13 protein-coding genes and 1 tRNA gene are annotated in these 17,093 nt (G+C 56.7%); all 14 read left to right on the forward strand.

Annotation, left to right across the window (positions count from 1 at the left end; translation table 11 throughout):
* Positions 1-15: 15 nt before the first annotated feature.
* The 14 genes from acuI to PH7735_RS08565 all read left to right on the forward strand — a co-directional run bounded on the left by acuI (position 16) and on the right by PH7735_RS08565 (position 16,963).
* On the forward strand, positions 16-1,008 hold the full coding sequence (gene acuI, locus PH7735_RS08500) for an acryloyl-CoA reductase (RefSeq protein WP_058310820.1): 993 nt from the start codon (positions 16-18) through the stop codon (positions 1,006-1,008).
* Positions 1,009-1,073: 65 nt separating this feature from the next.
* Positions 1,074-1,493 carry an HIT family protein gene (locus PH7735_RS08505; RefSeq protein WP_099273461.1) on the forward strand — a complete coding sequence of 140 codons (420 nt, stop codon included), beginning with the start codon at positions 1,074-1,076 and terminating at the stop codon, positions 1,491-1,493.
* A 169-nt stretch (positions 1,494-1,662) separates the two neighbouring features.
* Positions 1,663-2,097 (forward strand): DsrE family protein, encoded by a 435-nt coding sequence (locus tag PH7735_RS08510; protein WP_058310822.1) that lies wholly within the window; start codon positions 1,663-1,665, stop codon positions 2,095-2,097.
* Between the two features lie 132 nt (positions 2,098-2,229).
* Positions 2,230-3,450: an aminotransferase class V-fold PLP-dependent enzyme gene (locus PH7735_RS08515; protein WP_058310823.1), complete on the forward strand. Its 1,221-nt coding sequence runs from the start codon at positions 2,230-2,232 to the stop codon at positions 3,448-3,450.
* 207 nt (positions 3,451-3,657) lie between these two features.
* The gene (locus PH7735_RS08520; RefSeq protein WP_058310824.1) at positions 3,658-4,866 is read left to right on the forward strand and encodes an SAM-dependent methyltransferase; all 1,209 of its coding nucleotides are present in this window, start codon (positions 3,658-3,660) and stop codon (positions 4,864-4,866) included.
* A complete protein-coding gene (locus tag PH7735_RS08525; protein WP_058310825.1) occupies positions 4,866-5,306 on the forward strand; it encodes a TrgA family protein in 441 nt (146 codons plus the stop codon). The genes PH7735_RS08520 and PH7735_RS08525 overlap by 1 nt, the downstream gene beginning before the upstream one ends.
* Positions 5,307-5,310: 4 nt before the next feature.
* A complete protein-coding gene (locus PH7735_RS08530; RefSeq protein WP_082645160.1) occupies positions 5,311-6,435 on the forward strand; it encodes an NUDIX domain-containing protein in 1,125 nt (374 codons plus the stop codon).
* Between the two features lie 56 nt (positions 6,436-6,491).
* Positions 6,492-7,520 carry a cysteine synthase A gene (locus PH7735_RS08535; RefSeq protein ID WP_058310827.1) on the forward strand — a complete coding sequence of 343 codons (1,029 nt, stop codon included), beginning with the start codon at positions 6,492-6,494 and terminating at the stop codon, positions 7,518-7,520.
* Between the two features lie 7 nt (positions 7,521-7,527).
* Positions 7,528-9,948, forward strand: coding sequence for a DUF3772 domain-containing protein (locus PH7735_RS08540; protein ID WP_058310828.1), 2,421 nt, complete (start codon positions 7,528-7,530; stop codon positions 9,946-9,948).
* Positions 9,945-10,664 carry an alanyl-tRNA editing protein gene (locus PH7735_RS08545; RefSeq protein WP_058310829.1) on the forward strand — a complete coding sequence of 240 codons (720 nt, stop codon included), beginning with the start codon at positions 9,945-9,947 and terminating at the stop codon, positions 10,662-10,664. Before PH7735_RS08540 ends, PH7735_RS08545 begins: the two co-directional genes overlap by 4 nt.
* 92 nt (positions 10,665-10,756) lie before the next feature.
* Positions 10,757-10,846 (forward strand) — tRNA-Ser (locus PH7735_RS08550).
* 353 nt (positions 10,847-11,199) lie between these two features.
* Entirely contained in the window at positions 11,200-13,095 is a 1,896-nt protein-coding gene (locus PH7735_RS08555) for a GAF domain-containing protein (protein WP_158503200.1), read from the forward strand.
* Positions 13,096-15,249 (forward strand): hypothetical protein, encoded by a 2,154-nt coding sequence (locus PH7735_RS20685; protein WP_058310831.1) that lies wholly within the window; start codon positions 13,096-13,098, stop codon positions 15,247-15,249.
* Positions 15,250-15,256: 7 nt separating this feature from the next.
* A complete protein-coding gene (locus PH7735_RS08565) occupies positions 15,257-16,963 on the forward strand; it encodes a preprotein translocase subunit SecA (RefSeq protein WP_058310832.1) in 1,707 nt (568 codons plus the stop codon).
* Positions 16,964-17,093 lie beyond the last annotated feature (130 nt).

The following is a 17,093-nucleotide window of genomic DNA, read 5'->3' on the forward strand; positions in this document are numbered from 1 at the left end:
TTATGGAGAGATGAGATGTTTAACGCATTGATCATGGAAAAAAATGACGACGGACTGGCGTCTGCAACGATCAAGGAGATCGGTGAAGACCAGCTGCCCGAAGGCAATGTTACGGTTGCCATCGAATATTCGACCGTGAACTACAAAGATGGTCTGTGCCTGTCGGCCAAAGGCGGCGGGCTGGTGCGCAATTACCCCCACGTTCCGGGCATCGATTTTGCCGGCACTGTCGAATCTTCGGATGATGACCGTTACAAGGCTGGCGACAAAGTGGTCCTGACCGGCTGGCGTGTTGGTGAAATGTACTGGGGCGGATATGCCCAAAAGGCGCGCGTGAATGCGGACTGGCTTGTCCCGTTGCCTGCGGGTTTGACCCCGCAACAGGCAATGGCCGTCGGCACCGCCGGTTTTACGTCGATGTTGGCTGTCATGGCGCTTGAGGATCACGGGCTGAAGCCGGGTCAGGGGCCGGTTCTGGTCACGGGTGCGGCTGGCGGTGTGGGCTCGGTCGCGACCGCGATTTTGGCGAACCTTGGCTACGAAGTGGCCGGTGTTACCGGACGTCCCGACACGGAAGACTATCTCAAATCCTTGGGGGCCACACAGATTGTGCCGCGCGAAGACCTGAACGAAACCACCAAACGTCCACTGGAAGCAGAAACGTGGGCCGGTTGCGTGGATGCCGTTGGCGGCGAGATGCTGGCGCGCGTCTTGGGCCAGATGAAATACGGTGGTTCGGTTTCGGCGGTTGGTCTGGCCGGTGGTGCGGGTTTGCCTGCCACCGTCATTCCGTTCCTGCTGCGTGGTGTGAACCTTCTGGGCATCGACTCGGTCATGCAGCCCTATGAAAACCGCCTGCGCGCGTGGGAGCGTATCGCCAAAGACCTGCCCATGGACAAGCTGGAAGCGATGGTCAAACCGGCAACCCTGTCCGATCTGCCGCAATTGGGTGCAGATATCCTGCAAGGGTTGGTCAAAGGGCGTGTTGTTGTGGATGTGAACGCCTGAGAATTGAGCTAGAAGAAGGGGCGCGACGAGGTTTTCGCGCCCTTTTTGATTCTGAGAGGTGCCGGCTGATGAGCTATGACAACGACAATATCTTTGCAAAAATCCTGCGTGGAGAGATTCCAAGCGAGAAACTTTATGAAGATGAAGACACCTATGTGTTCATGGATATCATGCCGCGTGCGGACGGGCATTGTTTGGTGATCCCGAAAACGCCATGCCGCAATATGCTGGATGCCTCACCCGAACAACTGACAGCCTGTTTGAAAACCGTTCAAAAGCTGAGCCATGCCTGCATGCAAGCGTTTGGCGCAGAAGGCATCACCCTTCAGCAGTTTAACGAGGCCGTCGGCGGGCAAGAAGTGTTCCACCTGCATTTCCACATCCTGCCGCGCCACGATGGTGTCAAACTGCGTCCTCCGGGAAAGATGGAAGACTTTGGTGTCTTGAAAGAAAATGCAGACAAAATCCGAGCGGCTCTCGGGTAGCTGGAATTAATATTCCGATAATTGCATCTATTTGATCTGGATCATGTTGCCGACTCGAAAGGGTCGGCAATTTCGGTTCTGTAAGGTGCATCAAAGACATATGTTTCCTCCGCAATCCTAACAATGTTTGCGAGGCACCTTACAAAGCAAAATTTTGTAGGGAATAACGATGTTCAAAGGTTTGATGGCCGCAGCTTTCGGTCTTTCTGCGCTTGCAGGAATGGCGATGGCAGATGAGCCGACGAAACTGGTTACGATTGTGACCGAAGAAAACCCCCAAACCCAATTGATGGCGATGGTGTTGACCATGCAGGCCGCCCAGAAAGGGGCCGTGCCACATGTCATGCTATGTGGGCCCGCGGGCGACATTGCGCTGAAACAAGCCCCGGAAAGCGCCACCGCGCCACAGCCGCCCAAAGGCATGAGCCCACAAGGGTTGATGACCAAAATCATGGGCCTGCCGGGGGCCAAGGTTGAAGTCTGCGCGATTTACCTGCCAGCACGCGGGCAGGGGCCCGAGATCCTGCTGGACGGCATTACCGTTGCCAAACCCGGTGCCATGGCGATGTCTGTGCTTGAGGCCGACGCCAGCCTGAATTTCTAATCCGGCAAGGTCTGTCCCCAGCAGGCTTTGACTGGTTCCACGCGGTGGCATGTCGTCATGCCACCGCGTCTTTTTTATCTCCAACCAAAGCCTATGCCTTGACGGCCCCAATCAGGGTGGCAAGGTGCGCCCATGGAACTTGATATCAATTTCGTGCGGGCGCAATTCCCCGCGTTTGAGCAGGCTTCGCTGCAAGGTCAGGCCTTTTTCGAAAATGCAGGCGGGTCTTATACATGCCGCCCCGTGATTGAGCGCCTGACGCGCTTTTATCATGAGCGCAAAGTGCAGCCCTATGCGCCCTACGAGGCATCTCGCCTTGGCGGAGAAGAAATGGACGAAGCCCGCCTGCGGCTGGCGGCCATTCTCGGGGTCGACACCGACGAATTGTCCTTTGGGCCGTCAACTACGCAAAACACCTATGTTTTGGCACAGGCCTTTCGCCAGTGGATGCAACCGGGTGATGCGATCATCGTGACAAATCAGGATCACGAGGCCAATACAGGCCCGTGGCGCAGGCTGGCCGATGAAGGAATCGAGGTGCGCGAATGGCGGATCGATCCCGAAACCGGCCATTTGGATACGGAACAGCTGGAAAACCTGTTAGATGACAAGGTGCGTCTGGTGTGTTTCCCGCATTGTTCCAACGTTGTCGGGGAAATAAATCCTGTCACGGAAATTGCGGCCCTTGCCCATGCCGCCGGCGCCTTTGTCTGTGTCGACGGGGTCAGCTATGCACCGCATGGTCTGCCGGATGTGGGGACGCTGGGCGCAGATATCTATTTGTTTTCAACATACAAGATCTATGGCCCGCATCAGGGCGGCATGGTGATCCGGCGAGCGCTTGGAAATATGCTGCCCAATCAGGGACATTATTTCAACGCGGACACGCTCTATAAACGGTTCACACCGGCGGGCCCTGATCATGCACAGATTGCGGCTTGTGCGGGCATGGCGGATTACTTTGATGCTTTGGCCGATCATCATGGTCTTGAAGGCACCGCAGTCGCGCGTGGTGCGGGGGTGCATGATCTGATGCGCGCCCATGAAACCAAACTGTTGCAGCCTGTTCTCGACTTCGCGGCCGCGCGCAATTCAGTGCGCTTGCTGGGTCCGAAAGACGCCTCAAAACGGGCACCGACGGTTGCCCTTGCCTGCGAAAAGGCGGGCGCAGATCTGGCGACAGCGCTGGCCCCGATGGGCATCATGGCGGGCGGTGGCGATTTCTATGCCGTTCGGGCGCTGGAAGCGCAGGGCGTGGATCAGACCAAAGGCGTGCTGCGGTTGAGCTTTGTGCACTATACCTCTCGCGAAGAGATTGATCAGCTGCTTACCGCCTTGGAAACGGTTCTTTAAACGGTTTCCCACCACGGTTCCGGCCCCGGTTTTGGGCCGGAACGTCACTTTTGGGGGCATTCTGATATCGGTCCGGAACCCAAAACCTCGGTGAAAACTCCATCAACTATCTGAAAAAATATAATAATATGTGATTTTCGGAAATCCTTGCCCGATCCCCGTCTTTGGGCCTAGCATTTTCATGTTAGCCGCGAGGGGAGGAAGCGGATGATCCTGAAGACACTCGAGGGGCAGGAAAACCTGCCAAGATACTTTGCCAACGTGTTTGAGGTGGCACAGAAGATCAATACAGGCCGCATTGATTTCGTGATGCCGGACGGGCGCAGGTTTCGCGCAGAAGGCACGCAGGTTGGACCTGTGGCCGAGTTGATTGTGCATGACGAGGACACGTTCGCCCGACTGGTTCGGGAAGGTGATCTTGGCTTTTGTGATGCCTATATAGAAGGCGGTTGGAGCACACCCGATCTTCAGGCGTTTCTGGATTTCTTGCAGTCCGACAATGATGCGCTTTATGACGGGTTTCCGGGCATGTTCTTTGTGCGTCTTTATGAACGCATGCGACATTGGATGAACCGCAACACCCGCGAACAGGCCAAGAAAAACATCTCGCACCACTATGATCTCGGGAACGAGTTTTATGCCCTCTGGCTGGACGAAACGATGACCTATTCGTCGGCCTTGTTTGAAACCGGACAGGAAAGCATGGAGGCCGCGCAGACTGCCAAATATGCCTCGATGGTGGATGAAATTGGCGCGCAGCCCGGCGATCACGTTCTGGAAATCGGCTGTGGGTGGGGTGGCTTTGCAGAATACGCCGCAAAGGAACGCGGCCTGCGCGTAACGGGGCTAACGATCAGTCAGGAACAATTGAACTTTGCACAACAACGCATTGAAAGGGAAGGATTATCGGACCTCGTCGAGTTTCGCCTTCAGGATTATCGCGACGAGACAGGAGAATATGACGGGATCGCCAGCATCGAGATGTTCGAGGCCGTCGGAGAGAAATTCTGGCCGGTCTATTTTGAAACGGTACGTGATCGCCTGAAACCCGGTAAATACGCAACACTCCAGATCATCACCCTGACGGAAGAACGTTTTGAGACCTATCGCAAGGGCGTGGATTTCATCCAGAAATACATCTTTCCGGGGGGGATGCTTCCCAGTCCGACCGCGCTTCATTCCGAGATTTCAAAAGCGGGTCTTCAGTTTGTCCGGTCAGTTGAATTTGGCGAAAGCTATAGCCAGACCCTGCGACGCTGGCATGAGGTGTTCAACTCAAAATGGGACGAGGTTCAAAGGCTTGGATTTGATGACCGGTTCCGGCGCATGTGGAACTTTTATCTGACCTCTTGCGCTGCGGCCTTTCACAGCGGAAACTGTGATGTAACGCAAATAACAATGTCCAGGCCCCGCTGATGCCCACAACAAACCGACTTGCCGCCGCGATTTGCCTCGCCATTCTGGGCGCTGTCATTGCAGAACTTGTCAAACCCCTGATGCCCGAAGGCACAGGGTTCGGGCATTTCACATTGACCAGCGCAGGGATTGGCGTGGTTGTGGGGTGGTTTATCCTGGGGCCGCGGGTCGGCGGCACCTATGTCAACGCGATCAACTCGGGCATCACATCGGTGGTGATCCTGATTGTTGTGGGGTTGTTTACCTTTGGGGCAAACGAGATGTTGCGACAGGCCCTTCGGCATCGTTTTGATGATCCAATGGTCGCGATCAAGGCGATTTTGGAAGAGGCCATTGACTATGCCCAATACCTGTTGGATGTGAAGGTGATTGCAACTTTGGTCGTCGGGGCGATTGTCTCTGGTATCGTGACCGAGTTTTCCTATCGTCGCTGGAGATAAGTTTTTGAAATCCCTGTTTTTTTACGGAACACTGCGGTTTATGCCGTTGTTGACGATCGTGCTTGGCCGCGCGGCAGACCAAGTGGACGCTGTTGAGGCGCGACTTTTGAAGCATGGGGTGTATTGGGCTAAGGGGCAGGCCTTTCCGACCATCTGTGAAGATAATGGCACCGCAACCGGTCTGCTGGTGCGCGGCTTGTCCGACGAAGATATCGCCCGTTTGAATTTTTATGAAGGCGGATTTGACTATGCGCTGAAACAGGTCGAGGTGCAGGCAGAAGGCGAAGAGGTTCCTACCGAAGTCTATTTCCCGACACCGGGCCTGTGGGATCAGGGTGCGCCGTGGTCGCTGGATGACTGGGTCACGCAATGGGGGGACATGACCCTTCAGGCGGCGACTGAGGTCATGGGATATTATGGACGGTTCTCTGCGGCAGAAGTCGCCGAGATGTTCCCGATGGTGCGTGCGCGTGCCACCGCACGTGTAAATGCCGTGCGCCGCAATCATGCGCTGAGCCCGTCCGGTTTTTCCGGAAAAGACGTGACGGTTGACGAACGGGTCCGGTCCTATGTGAACTTTTTCGCGCTGGATGAATATGACCTCAGCTTTCGCCGCTATGACGGGGGCCAAAGCGACATGGTGCGCCGTGCCGTTTTTGTGGCCACCGATGCGGTGATTGTGCTGCCGTATGACCCTGTGCGGGATCGCGTTTTGCTGGTTGAGCAATTCCGCCCCGGTCCCTATGCGCGCGGCGATGAAACGCCTTGGCAGCTTGAACCGGTTGCGGGACGTGTGGACGCTGGTGAAACACCCGAAGAAACGGCGCATCGCGAGGCTCAGGAAGAGGCGGGGCTGGCCCTCAAGACGCTGCATGACGTGGCGCATTGTTATGCGTCACCCGGGTGTTCGACAGAGTATTACAACATTTACGTCGGGATCGCCGACCTGCCGGACGAGGTTGCGGGCGTGGCGGGACTGGACAGCGAAGCAGAAGACATCCGGTCTTATGTTTTCGACTACGAGACCCTCATGGATATGGTAGACAGCATGCAAGCGGTGAATGCGCCGCTGGTCCTTGCGGCGCTTTGGCTCGCACGACATCGTGAAGGTTTGCGCAACGCCGCTTGAGTTCCCGTTGCGGGACGCCTAAACATTTAGACGACTAGAATGGAAGGGACGCATCAATGCGTATTGCTGCCGATTTGGCTGCCGCCGTGGGAAACACCCCACTTATTCGCCTGAACAAAGCCAGCGAAATGACCGGCTGTGAGATTTTAGGCAAGGCCGAGTTCATGAACCCCGGCCAATCCGTCAAGGACCGCGCCGCGCTTTACATCATCAAGGATGCGATCGCGAAGGGTGAGTTGCGCCCCGGTGGCACGATTGTGGAAGGAACCGCCGGTAACACCGGTATCGGGCTGGCCCTTGTTGGTGCCTCGATGGGGTTCAAAACCGTCATCGTGATCCCCGAGACCCAGAGCCAGGAAAAGAAAGACATGCTGCGCCTTGCGGGTGCAGAACTGGTTCAGGTGCCTGCGGCGCCATATAAAAATATGAACAATTACGTTCGTTATTCGGGCCGTCTGGCCGCAGAACTTGCCAAAACAGAACCAAATGGTGCGATCTGGGCGAACCAGTTCGACAACGTGGCGAACCGCCAGTCACACATCGAAGGCACAGGTCCCGAGATTTGGGAACAGACCGGCGGCAAGGTTGACGGTTTCGTCTGCGCGGTCGGCTCTGGCGGCACGCTGGCAGGCGTCGGCATGGCCTTGCAGCCCAAGGGCGTCAAAATCGGTCTGGCAGATCCCGAAGGTGCGGGTCTTCTCAAACTGTATACCGGCGAAGAAAACCCCGGAAACTCGATCACCGAAGGCATCGGACAGGGCCGCATCACGGCGAACCTCGAAGGGTTCACACCGGATTTCTCGTGCCGCATCGCGGATTCAGAAAGCCTGCCTGTTGTTTTTGATCTTCTGCAAAACGAAGGCCTGTGCCTTGGTGGATCGTCAGGCGTCAACATTGCCGGTGCGATGCGGATGGCCAAAGAAATGGGTCCTGGCCACACGATTGTGACCATTTTGTGTGATTATGGCACGCGGTATCAGTCCAAATTGTTCAATCCTTCGTTCCTGAAGGAAAAAGGACTACCTGCACCAGAGTGGCTGGGGGACGGACCATCCAGCATCCCCGGTGTGTTTGTCGACGATTGAGAACCCTATGATCATGATGCGCCGCCTTTTGTTGGCTTTGTCGCTGTTGTGTCTTCCTTGGATCACAATGGTTCACGCCCAAACAGCGGCGCCCGATTATGATGAATGGAACAAGGTCGTCATCAGGGCGACCGAAGCCATTGAAACGGGCAGGGCGTCTGACGCCGCTATGGATGTGCTGCGGGGGCAGCTTGAGATCTGGCGCGACACCTTTGCGGACGCTTCAACCGATTACAGTATCTCGACGCAAACCCTTCGCGCTCAACTCGAGACTTTGGGACCAGAGCCTGAAAGCGGTGAACCCGAAGCCATTGCGCTTCAACGGGCTGAGCTTAAGCTGAAGCTGTCAGAAGCGAGCACACCAACCGTGCGCGCCGAACTGGCCCAAAGTGCCGCGGCCGAGCTTATTGCCGGTGTGGACAAGCTGCGGCGCGACCGCCACACAGAGGCGCTCATGGAGCGCGGACCTCTGCCGGTGAACCCGTTGTATTGGGGTGATGCCCTGTCAACGCTGACCAAATCGATGAACCATGTTGTCAGCGAAGTGCGCGTCGCATGGGTTTATGTGCGGCACCGCGAGGACTTTGGAAACAACATTCCCCGCGCCGTATTGTTCCTGCTGATCGGGGTTGTTCTTATCTCGCGCGGACGTGCATGGACGCGCATGCTCGAAGATCGGGTCCGGCAATTCCGCACACCGGGTATCCGTGGATTTATCATTTTCACGCTGTCTTTGGGCACCGTGTTTTTGCCACTACTCGGGGTCTATGCCTTTACCGAGTCGATCTATGCCACCAATCTGGCAGGGCTGCGCGGCGATCAAATCCTGTCAATCCTGCCACTGGCAAGTTTCCTTTTGCTCATGTCGGCATGGATCGGGAACCGTATTTTCCCTGTCAATGAAGACGACCAGCAAATTCTGTTCCTACCCGCGGGAAAGCGCATGGAAGGGCGGGCAGACTCGAGCCTGATCGGCCTCGCCATGGCGGTGAACGTGCTGATGACGGAAATCGCCCGGTTTGACTCTTGGTCACCCGAAGCCCGCTCTGTTCTGTTCTTTCCGATTATCGTGTTCTCATCTTTTCTGATGTTGCGCCTGTCGTCACTGTTGCTGAGCCACCTGCGGGCCATTAACACTGAAGAGGGCAAAAAGGTCTATTACAGCCGCGCGGTTTTCGTGTCTGCGCGCCTGTTTCAGTTTGGCGCAATTGCCGCCATCGTTTTGGGGGCTTTGGGCTTTTCAAGCGCGGCCGAACAATTGGTTTTCCCTGCGATTGCCACGGTTCAGCTGTTGGCTTTTTTGCTTCTGCTGCATCAAACGCTGACCGGTGTTGTTCTCAAACTGATGGGCGAGGGGCTCGAGGCGCGGGATAAATCGCTCTGGCCGGTTGCCATTGCTTTTGTGTTGGTGATGCTGGCCATTCCGGCCATTCTGCTCATCTGGGGGGTGCGCTCTCAGGAAGTGGCCGACCTCTATCGTCAGATCGGATCCGGACTGCGCGTCGGCGATGTGAAAATTTCGCCGCGTGAGATCCTTCTGTTCTTCTTCATCTTTGGCGTTGGATACGCTTTGACGCGGCTGCTGCAGTCGACAATGAAGAATACTGTCCTGCCCAAAACAAAGCTGGATGTTGGCGGTCAAAACGCTGTTGTGTCCGGCATCGGCTATGTCGGGGTCTTCGTGGCCGCGCTGTTGGCGATCAACAACACCGGTATCGACCTTGGCTCGATTGCGCTTGTGGCCTCGGCGCTGTCGGTCGGGATCGGTTTTGGCCTTCAAACTATCGTCTCCAATTTTGTCAGCGGGATTATTCTGTTGGTCGAGCGTCCCATCGCCGAAGGCGACTGGATCGAGGTTGGTGGGCAGATGGGCTATGTGCGCGATATCTCGGTACGCTCGACGCGGATCGAAACCTTTGATCGCACGGATGTGATTGTCCCCAACTCGGATCTGGTTGCCGGAACCGTGACCAACTATACCCGCGGCAATACCGTGGGACGGGTGATTGTACCCGTGGGCGTGGCATACGGCACCGACCCGCGCAAGGTCGAGGCCATCCTGCTCAAGGTGGCCAAAGCCCATCCGATGGTGTTGGGCATTCCGTCGCCCTATGTCGTGTTTCAGGGGTTCGGAGCAAGCTCGCTTGATTTCGAAATTCGCGCCATTCTGCGCGATGTGAACTGGGTTTTGTCGGTACGTTCCGAAATGAACTATGAAATAGCCCGTCTGTTCGCAGAAGAAGGCATTGAAATTCCGTTCCCGCAACAGGATCTCTGGCTGCGCAATCCCGAAAGCCTGCAACCGGCGGCGCGCGTGGAACCGGTCAATCTGGATCAGGAGATCGCCCTGGACCAACAAAGGCAAACGGCGTCTCAACCGCCCAAAGCCACACCGGACAATGACGGAGAGGGAGGCGTAGAACGATGACTGACCTGATCTTTAGAGAAGACGCCTATCTACGCGAGACAGAGGCCACTGTTACGGGGATCACGCCCGAGGGCGGCGTTATTCTGGATCGGACAGTGTTCTATCCCACTGGCGGCGGTCAACCGGGTGACAACGGTATGTTAAGCTGGTCCAATGGCGCGCTGACCATCGCGACCACCATCAAGGGCGAGAATGACGGTGTTATTCTTGTTCCGGCCGAGGCGTCGGCGCTTCCGGCGGTGGGCACAAAGGTCACCCAAACCCTTGATTGGGAACGACGCTACCGGCACATGCGCATTCACACGGCACTGCATTTGTTGTCCGTGGTTATTCCTTTGCCGGTGACCGGCGGCTCAATCTCGGCCGAAAAGGGGCGTCTCGATTTCGACATGCCCGAGGCGCCCGAAGACAAGGATGCGCTGATCGAAACACTCAACACGTTGATCGAGCGTGATCTGCCCGTCAACGATGCTTGGATCACTGATGAAGAGCTGGCTGCGAATCCCGGACTGGTCAAAACCATGTCCGTCACGCCGCCAATCGGATCAGGCCGCGTGCGCCTTGTGCGTATTGGGGAAGGGGCCCAGCAAATCGATCTTCAACCCTGCGGCGGCACGCATGTGGCCCGCACGTCGGAAATCGGTCGGGTCCGTATCGGAAAGATCGAGAAAAAAGGCCGTCAGAACCGGCGGGTTAACCTGTTTCTGGACGATTAAGGCCGCGTCGCGCCCTCACGACCGAGAAATCTCGTTTGACTGGATTTTGCCTCTTGCATCCCTATTGGAAGAACCGCTAAAGACCGCAGAACGGAGCGGTGGCCGAGTGGTCGAAGGCGCACGCCTGGAAAGTGTGTAGGCGGGAGACCGTCTCCAGGGTTCGAATCCCTGTCGCTCCGCCACATTCCCCTTATTGCTAGCTTTGGATCGGACGCTTTGCGCGACTTTTGACTCTGTGCAGCTGCTTGCTCAAATTTGGGTATAATCGGGGAACGGCCTTGCCTTATTTGGTAGTGAACGTCGCACGAAAACCGATTGGTTATCTGGCATCTTTCAACCTGCAAAGTCACGCCTCGCCACATTTCAACCACTTCAGCGTGCCAAAAACCAAGATGTTGAAGCCCTGCACCAAATCAGGTGGGGTTGGTCGGACAGGGTCTCAAAATCCGAAACTTCTTTCAGTTTTTGGGGATTTGCGTAAACATTGCGGTAACGAGCGAGCAATGCGCCGATGTCGTCTTGGGAGGACGCAGGATTGGACGGAGACGTAGGTAAAGACCCAGAGCCCGCAAAGGCCGCTGGTAAAGCATCAGCCATCGTTGATCGGGCGCTTTGGTCATACCTGACACCAGATGCACAATTGGATGAATTCACAGGCGCCTGGTTGGCGTTGCTGTGCCAATTCGTGGGCGGCGTAAAAGTCGCCACGCTGGTGATGCCATCGCCTGACACGTCAAAATTCGTGCCGGTTGCGATCTGGCCAGAGAACGGCGACATGGACGAGGCGCTCACCTCGACTGTCGAGCGCGCGATGTCGGAAAAACAGGGCGTGCTGCGCGAAGTTTCGATAGAATCCGGCGAGGTGTGTCTGGCCTATCCCTATGTTCTTGACGATCGTTTGCTGGGCGTTGTTGCCCTGCACCTGTCGAAAGGGGGCGAGGTCGAGACACGACGCATCATGCGGCATCTGCAATGGGCCGCTGGGTGGATCGAATTGCTTGAGCGGCGCGATGCCTTGAGTGTGGCCGAACGCGAACGCGATCAGGGGCGCGTAGCACTTGATGTGCTGGTGGCGATGCTTGAAAAACGCGATCACAAATCGGCCTCGATTGCAGTGGCGACCAGCACAGCGGCGTTTCTGGGGTTGGAGCGCGTCAGCATCGGTTTGGTGAAAAGGCGCGGTATCAAGATCACGGCGCTGTCGCATTCCGCCGAAGTGGGCACCCAGTTGCAACTCAGTCAGGCCCTCAAACAGGCCATGCTGGAGACTTTGGATCAGGCGGCGCCCATCTTGCGCAGTGTCACACCAGAGAACGACGACGCAGAAGACCCCTATGTGTCTCGGGCCCATGATGCGTTGATCCGGGGCCACGGAGCGATGTCAGTTTTCACGCTGCCGCTGTATGACGCCAACGATCAGGTCGTTGGCGCTATGACCTTTGAACATCGCGATGCAAATGGCCTCACCGAGGACAAACGCAATCTGGCGCGCGGGATCGCGGCGCTGGTTGGGCCGATCCTTCAACAAAAACGCAAGAACGACAGGGCGTGGCCCGTTCGGGCCCTGCAATGGGTTGGCGGGCTTGCAGGGGCCTTGCTCGGGCCTGCGCGGATTGGCCTAAAACTGTTTGTTCTTGTTGTTGTTGCTGTGGGCTTTTTCTTGTCGCGGGCAACCACGGAATTTCAAATACCCGCAGACGCCAAGCTGGAAGGCGTTGTGCAACGCGTGATTTCCGCGCCTTTTGATGGCTATCTCGTTGATCAGGCCGTGCGCCCCGGTGACCGTGTGCAAACCGGAGACGTTCTGGCGCAGATTGATGATCAGGATTTGAGACTGCAACTTTTGGCGGTCGAATCCGAACTCGCCGAGCGCCAGATCGAGCTGAATGCGGCGGTGGCAGGGGCGCGGCGCACCGATCAGGCCCTGTTAAATGCGCAAATTCGGCAGGTTCTGGCGCAGCGGGATCTGCTTGAAACTCAGCTGTCACGAACCGTCCTGAGGGCGCCGTTTGATGGTGTCGTGGTGTCCGGCGACCGCAGCCAACAATTGGGGTCCGCTGTCGCACGTGGTGAAGAGCTGTTTGTTGTCGCCCCCTTGGGTGCCTACCGACTGCGTCTTTTGGTGGATGAAAGAGACATCGCGGAACTGGCCAAAGGACAGGTGGGCGAGGTCCGTTTTTCCGCGCAACCAGACGAGGAATACGGATTTTCCGTTCAGCGCATTCTGTCGGTTGCGGATGTCAGCGCCGGGGCCAATCGTTTTGGTGTCGAGGCTCGGATGCAAGCATTGGAGGGCGAAAACCAGGGGCTGCTGTTGCCGGGAATGGAAGGCGTCGCGCGCGTCACGATTGATACCCGCCTTTTGGTGGATGTCTGGACACGGGATGCCCTGAACTGGTTCAAACTCGCGCTGTGGCGCTGGATGCCATAAATGGCGACACCAGCCTCCAATCCCTTTTCTTCGGTCTGGCCACGGGTGGCCTTGCTCAAGCCGGCTTTGCGGCCCCATGCCGAGTTGTACCGCCAGTTCTTTCGGGGCGGGCTTTGGTATATTGTCGAGGACCGTGCCAGCGGCAGGTTCTTCCGGTTTTCACCCGAAGCCTATTCCATCATCGGCTTGATGGACGGACATCGCACTCTGGCCGAGATTTACCGCATTTGCGAAACGAAACTGGGAGAGTCGCTGCCGTCACAAGACGAGATCGTTCAGCTTTTGTCGCAGCTTTATCTGGCCGGTGTCCTGACCAGCGATGCGGTGCCTGATCTTGAGGAAATCGGCGAGCGCTCTCAATCCACTGCGCGTCGCAAGTTGATGCAATCGTTCAAAAATCCGCTGGGCATCCGTATCCCGCTGTTCCCGATTGACGGATTTGTTTCGACGTTGATGCCACTGGTGCGTCCATTGTTCACGTGGGTGGGCTTTTTCGCATGGCTTTGCCTTGTTGTGGCGGGTGTCGTGTCCGCCGGTATCCATTGGCAAGAGGTGACCACGGATGTGACCGACAGGGTTCTGTCGGCTCAGGGGCTGGCGTTGTTGCTGATTGCCTATCCTCTGGTCAAAACGCTGCACGAATTGGGCCACGGGTTTGCTGTCAAACATTGGGGCGGCACGGTGCGCGAAGTTGGTATCATGTTGTTGGTGTTTGTTCCCGTGCCATATGTCGATGCGTCAGCCGCCACCGGTTTCCCCTCAAAACGCCAACGCATTGTTGTCAGTGCTGCGGGTGTGATGGTCGAACTGGCCCTGGCCGCCATTGCCATGCTGGCGTACCCCGAGATGCAGCCCGGACCCCTGCGGGCCTTGGCCTTTAACGTGATGTTGATTGGCGGTGTTTCGACACTTTTGTTTAACGGAAACCCGCTGTTGAGGTTTGACGGGTACTATGTGTTTTCCGACCTGATCGAAATTCCGAACCTTGGACAACGCTCCAAGACCTATCTCAGCTATCTGGTAAAGCGGTATCTTTTCGGGTTGCCGCATGTCTCGTCACCGGTCAGCGCCCCCGGAGAGAAAAAGTGGCTTGCCGGATATGCCATCGCGGCTTTCCTCTATCGGATCGTTGTGATGATCGGGATTTCCTTGCTGGTCGCGGGAAAGTTCTTTTTCATCGGCATCGGGCTTGCGATCTGGGCCGTGTTTATGTTGATCGGGATGCCGATTGTGAAGTCTCTGAAGTACCTTTTGGGTGCGTCCGAGCTTGAAAATCGGCGTGGGCGTGCGCTGATCGCAAGTGCCTTTTTGGCTGCGCTTATCATTGGTCCGATTGTCGCTTTTCCTGTTCCGGATGCAACTCTGGCCCAAGGGGTGGTCTGGGTGCCGGGGGAAACGCGGGTTGTTGCGCAAACGGACGGTTGGCTGCGCGAGATGGGCACCGAAGCCCGCGACATCCCCAACAGCGGTGCCGAGCTCGGCCAGTTGGAAAACCCCATCATCGATGCGCGTGAGGCCATGGTGCAGGCGCAGCTTGACGAGTCCGGTATTCGCCTTGCGTCGAGTGCGGCGGGGCGGCCCGTTCAGATCGAAATCGAAGAAGCACGCATGAACCTGTCACGGGGCGAGCTTGACAGGATATCCCAACGCCGCGACGGTCTGGTTGTTCGCGCCCCTCAAGCAGGGCGGTTTGAGCCATTGATCGAGGGCGATTTGCAAGGCCGCTTTGTGCGCAAGGGGGCTTTGTTGGGATATGTCCTGCGTTCGGACACCTTTTTGATCCGCACCGTCGTGCCGCAAACACAGATTGACCTTGTCAACGCGCGCACCTCGTCGATTTCGGTGCGTCTTTCGTCCTCTCTTGATCGCGTCTCTGAGGGCCACATCGTCGCGCAGACTCCAAGTGCCACCTATCAACTGCCGAGCGCGGCGTTGGGCACGGTCGGGGGTGGTCCCATTCTGAGCGACCCCGGGTACGATGGTACGCGCGCACTTGAGAGCGTGTTTGTGGTGGATATCGCCGTCGATCGTGCGGAACCGGTTCAGTTCTATAACGAAAGAGTGCACGTGCGGTTTGATCATGGCACCGCCTCGTTGGCGACGCAGGGTTGGCGGATCGTCCGGCAGGTCTTTTTGGATCGTTTCGGGTTCTAGGCGGATCATGGAGCAGCAGACACGCGACCTCTGGAAAACCCCACTCGATATTCGGGCCTATCGTCTCTGGACGTCGGTCTGGCCTGTCTGGAGACCTTTTGCGGTGGCTGGTTTGTGGCGGGTGGCCATTGCGGCCCGCGTCAGAAAACCTTCGGCGGTTGCTAGCAAATCGAAAAGTGAAATCGAACGGTTTTCAAACGCACTGGGGGCGATGGGGCGTCCCGTTGCGATGTCGTGCCTTGTGCGCGCCATTGCCGTATCGCGTGGATGGATCATCGCAGAGCCTGTTGAACAACGCCGCAAAGATATCCTTTTGTTGGCCGCTCTCAGTGCCGCTCAACGCCCAGAAGGGGTTCGCATTGCCGTGTCCTACGCCCGAAATCTGGAGCGGACACAGGCCGAAATGGCCCCATGTTTTGAACGGATCGGGCTGTCGCTCGTGGAGATGGGACCACAAGGCGAAGTGCCCGATGCCCCAAATAATCGGGCCGTGATTTCCAGTTTGCGCAACCTCTGCAACACAAGCCTTCGTGACCAAATTCAATTGGGCGAACCTGCCTCCGGACTTCGGCTTGCCACCCGTGATTTGCGCGGCAAAGTGCCATCACCCCGCCCATGGGCACCTGCGCCGTCCGTTTTGGTGATGGATGCCGACCGGGGGTTGTTGGATGATGCCGCAACCGCGTTGTCCGCTGGTGGTGCCTTGGATGATTTGTTCACCGCCACAGAGGCCCGAAGTGCCATCCAGATTGCCCAAAAACTCGATGTTGAACGGGACTATAAGGCAGACCCGTCAAGAAAGGCACTCGGGCTAACCGCATTGGGACGAAAACGTCTGGCGGAGATGAAGGCGGCCGGCGAATTGCAGGGCTTGCCCGAAGACGAGGCGCGGCGCAACTATCTTGTGGTTCTGGCCTTGACGGTCTTTTCTGAACTCGAAAGGGGTCGCGACTATATTGTTGAAAATCAACAGGTTGTTTTGATCAATCCTGAAACCCGCCAGCCGGAACCCGGACGCAACTGGGGCAGCGGCGTGCGCCAGATGGTCGAAGTACGGGAAGGTCTCAGGATGAGTCAGGTTCAAAGAACTATGGCGCAAATGAGCATCCCCGCTGCTTTGGGCCAGTTTTCGTCAATCGGGGGAACGGCTGTTGCTTTTGAGGGCGCAGCACGCGAATTGCACAGGCAGTATCATGCCCCTGTCTGGCCAGGAACAGCGCCCCGCAATCCGGGCAAGATCCACGTTTTTCCGACAGATCAAAAGCGCGATTTACAGATTGCTGATCTGGCGTCAAACGGGGCGATCCTGATCTCGGATTCAGGAGGTCTGGACGGGGCAATCGGGGTCGAATCCGCGCTTGCCGGACAGGGGGGCATTCAGGAACGGCTAGAGCTGAATTCCAAGCCCGTTTTGGTGCTGTGTGACGTCCCGATTTCGCCCCGTATTCCGGTTGCTTTGTCGCAGCTGAACGCGGGCGCAGAGGTGTGCCAATACCTGTCTCTTGAGGACCCTTTTCTGAGGGCAGGTGTGCGGATATTCGTCCTCAGAAAGTGCTGGAATTTCCTGCCATTCCGTCAATATTTAACCCGTAGAATTATTGAGTTTCGCCAAGGAAAAATGGCCGCGAAATCAGCGGGCATTCGGTACAACGTCGTTGACGTCGAATCGCGCCGGAAACGACTTTTGGCTTTTGCCGGTCAGACCAGTAAATAAAAATTGGTTTCTAACGTCATAAAATAGTGAGGAAAAACACCGTTTCCGTAAAAGATTATGTTATCCGCACCTTTTATGCGATGATCGAAAGATTGTTAGTTCGAGTTCCCACACAGTCTTACGATTTTCA

Origin of the sequence: Shimia thalassica (assembly GCF_001458215.1) — a bacterium.
In the GTDB taxonomy this organism is placed as follows: domain Bacteria; phylum Pseudomonadota; class Alphaproteobacteria; order Rhodobacterales; family Rhodobacteraceae; genus Shimia; species Shimia thalassica.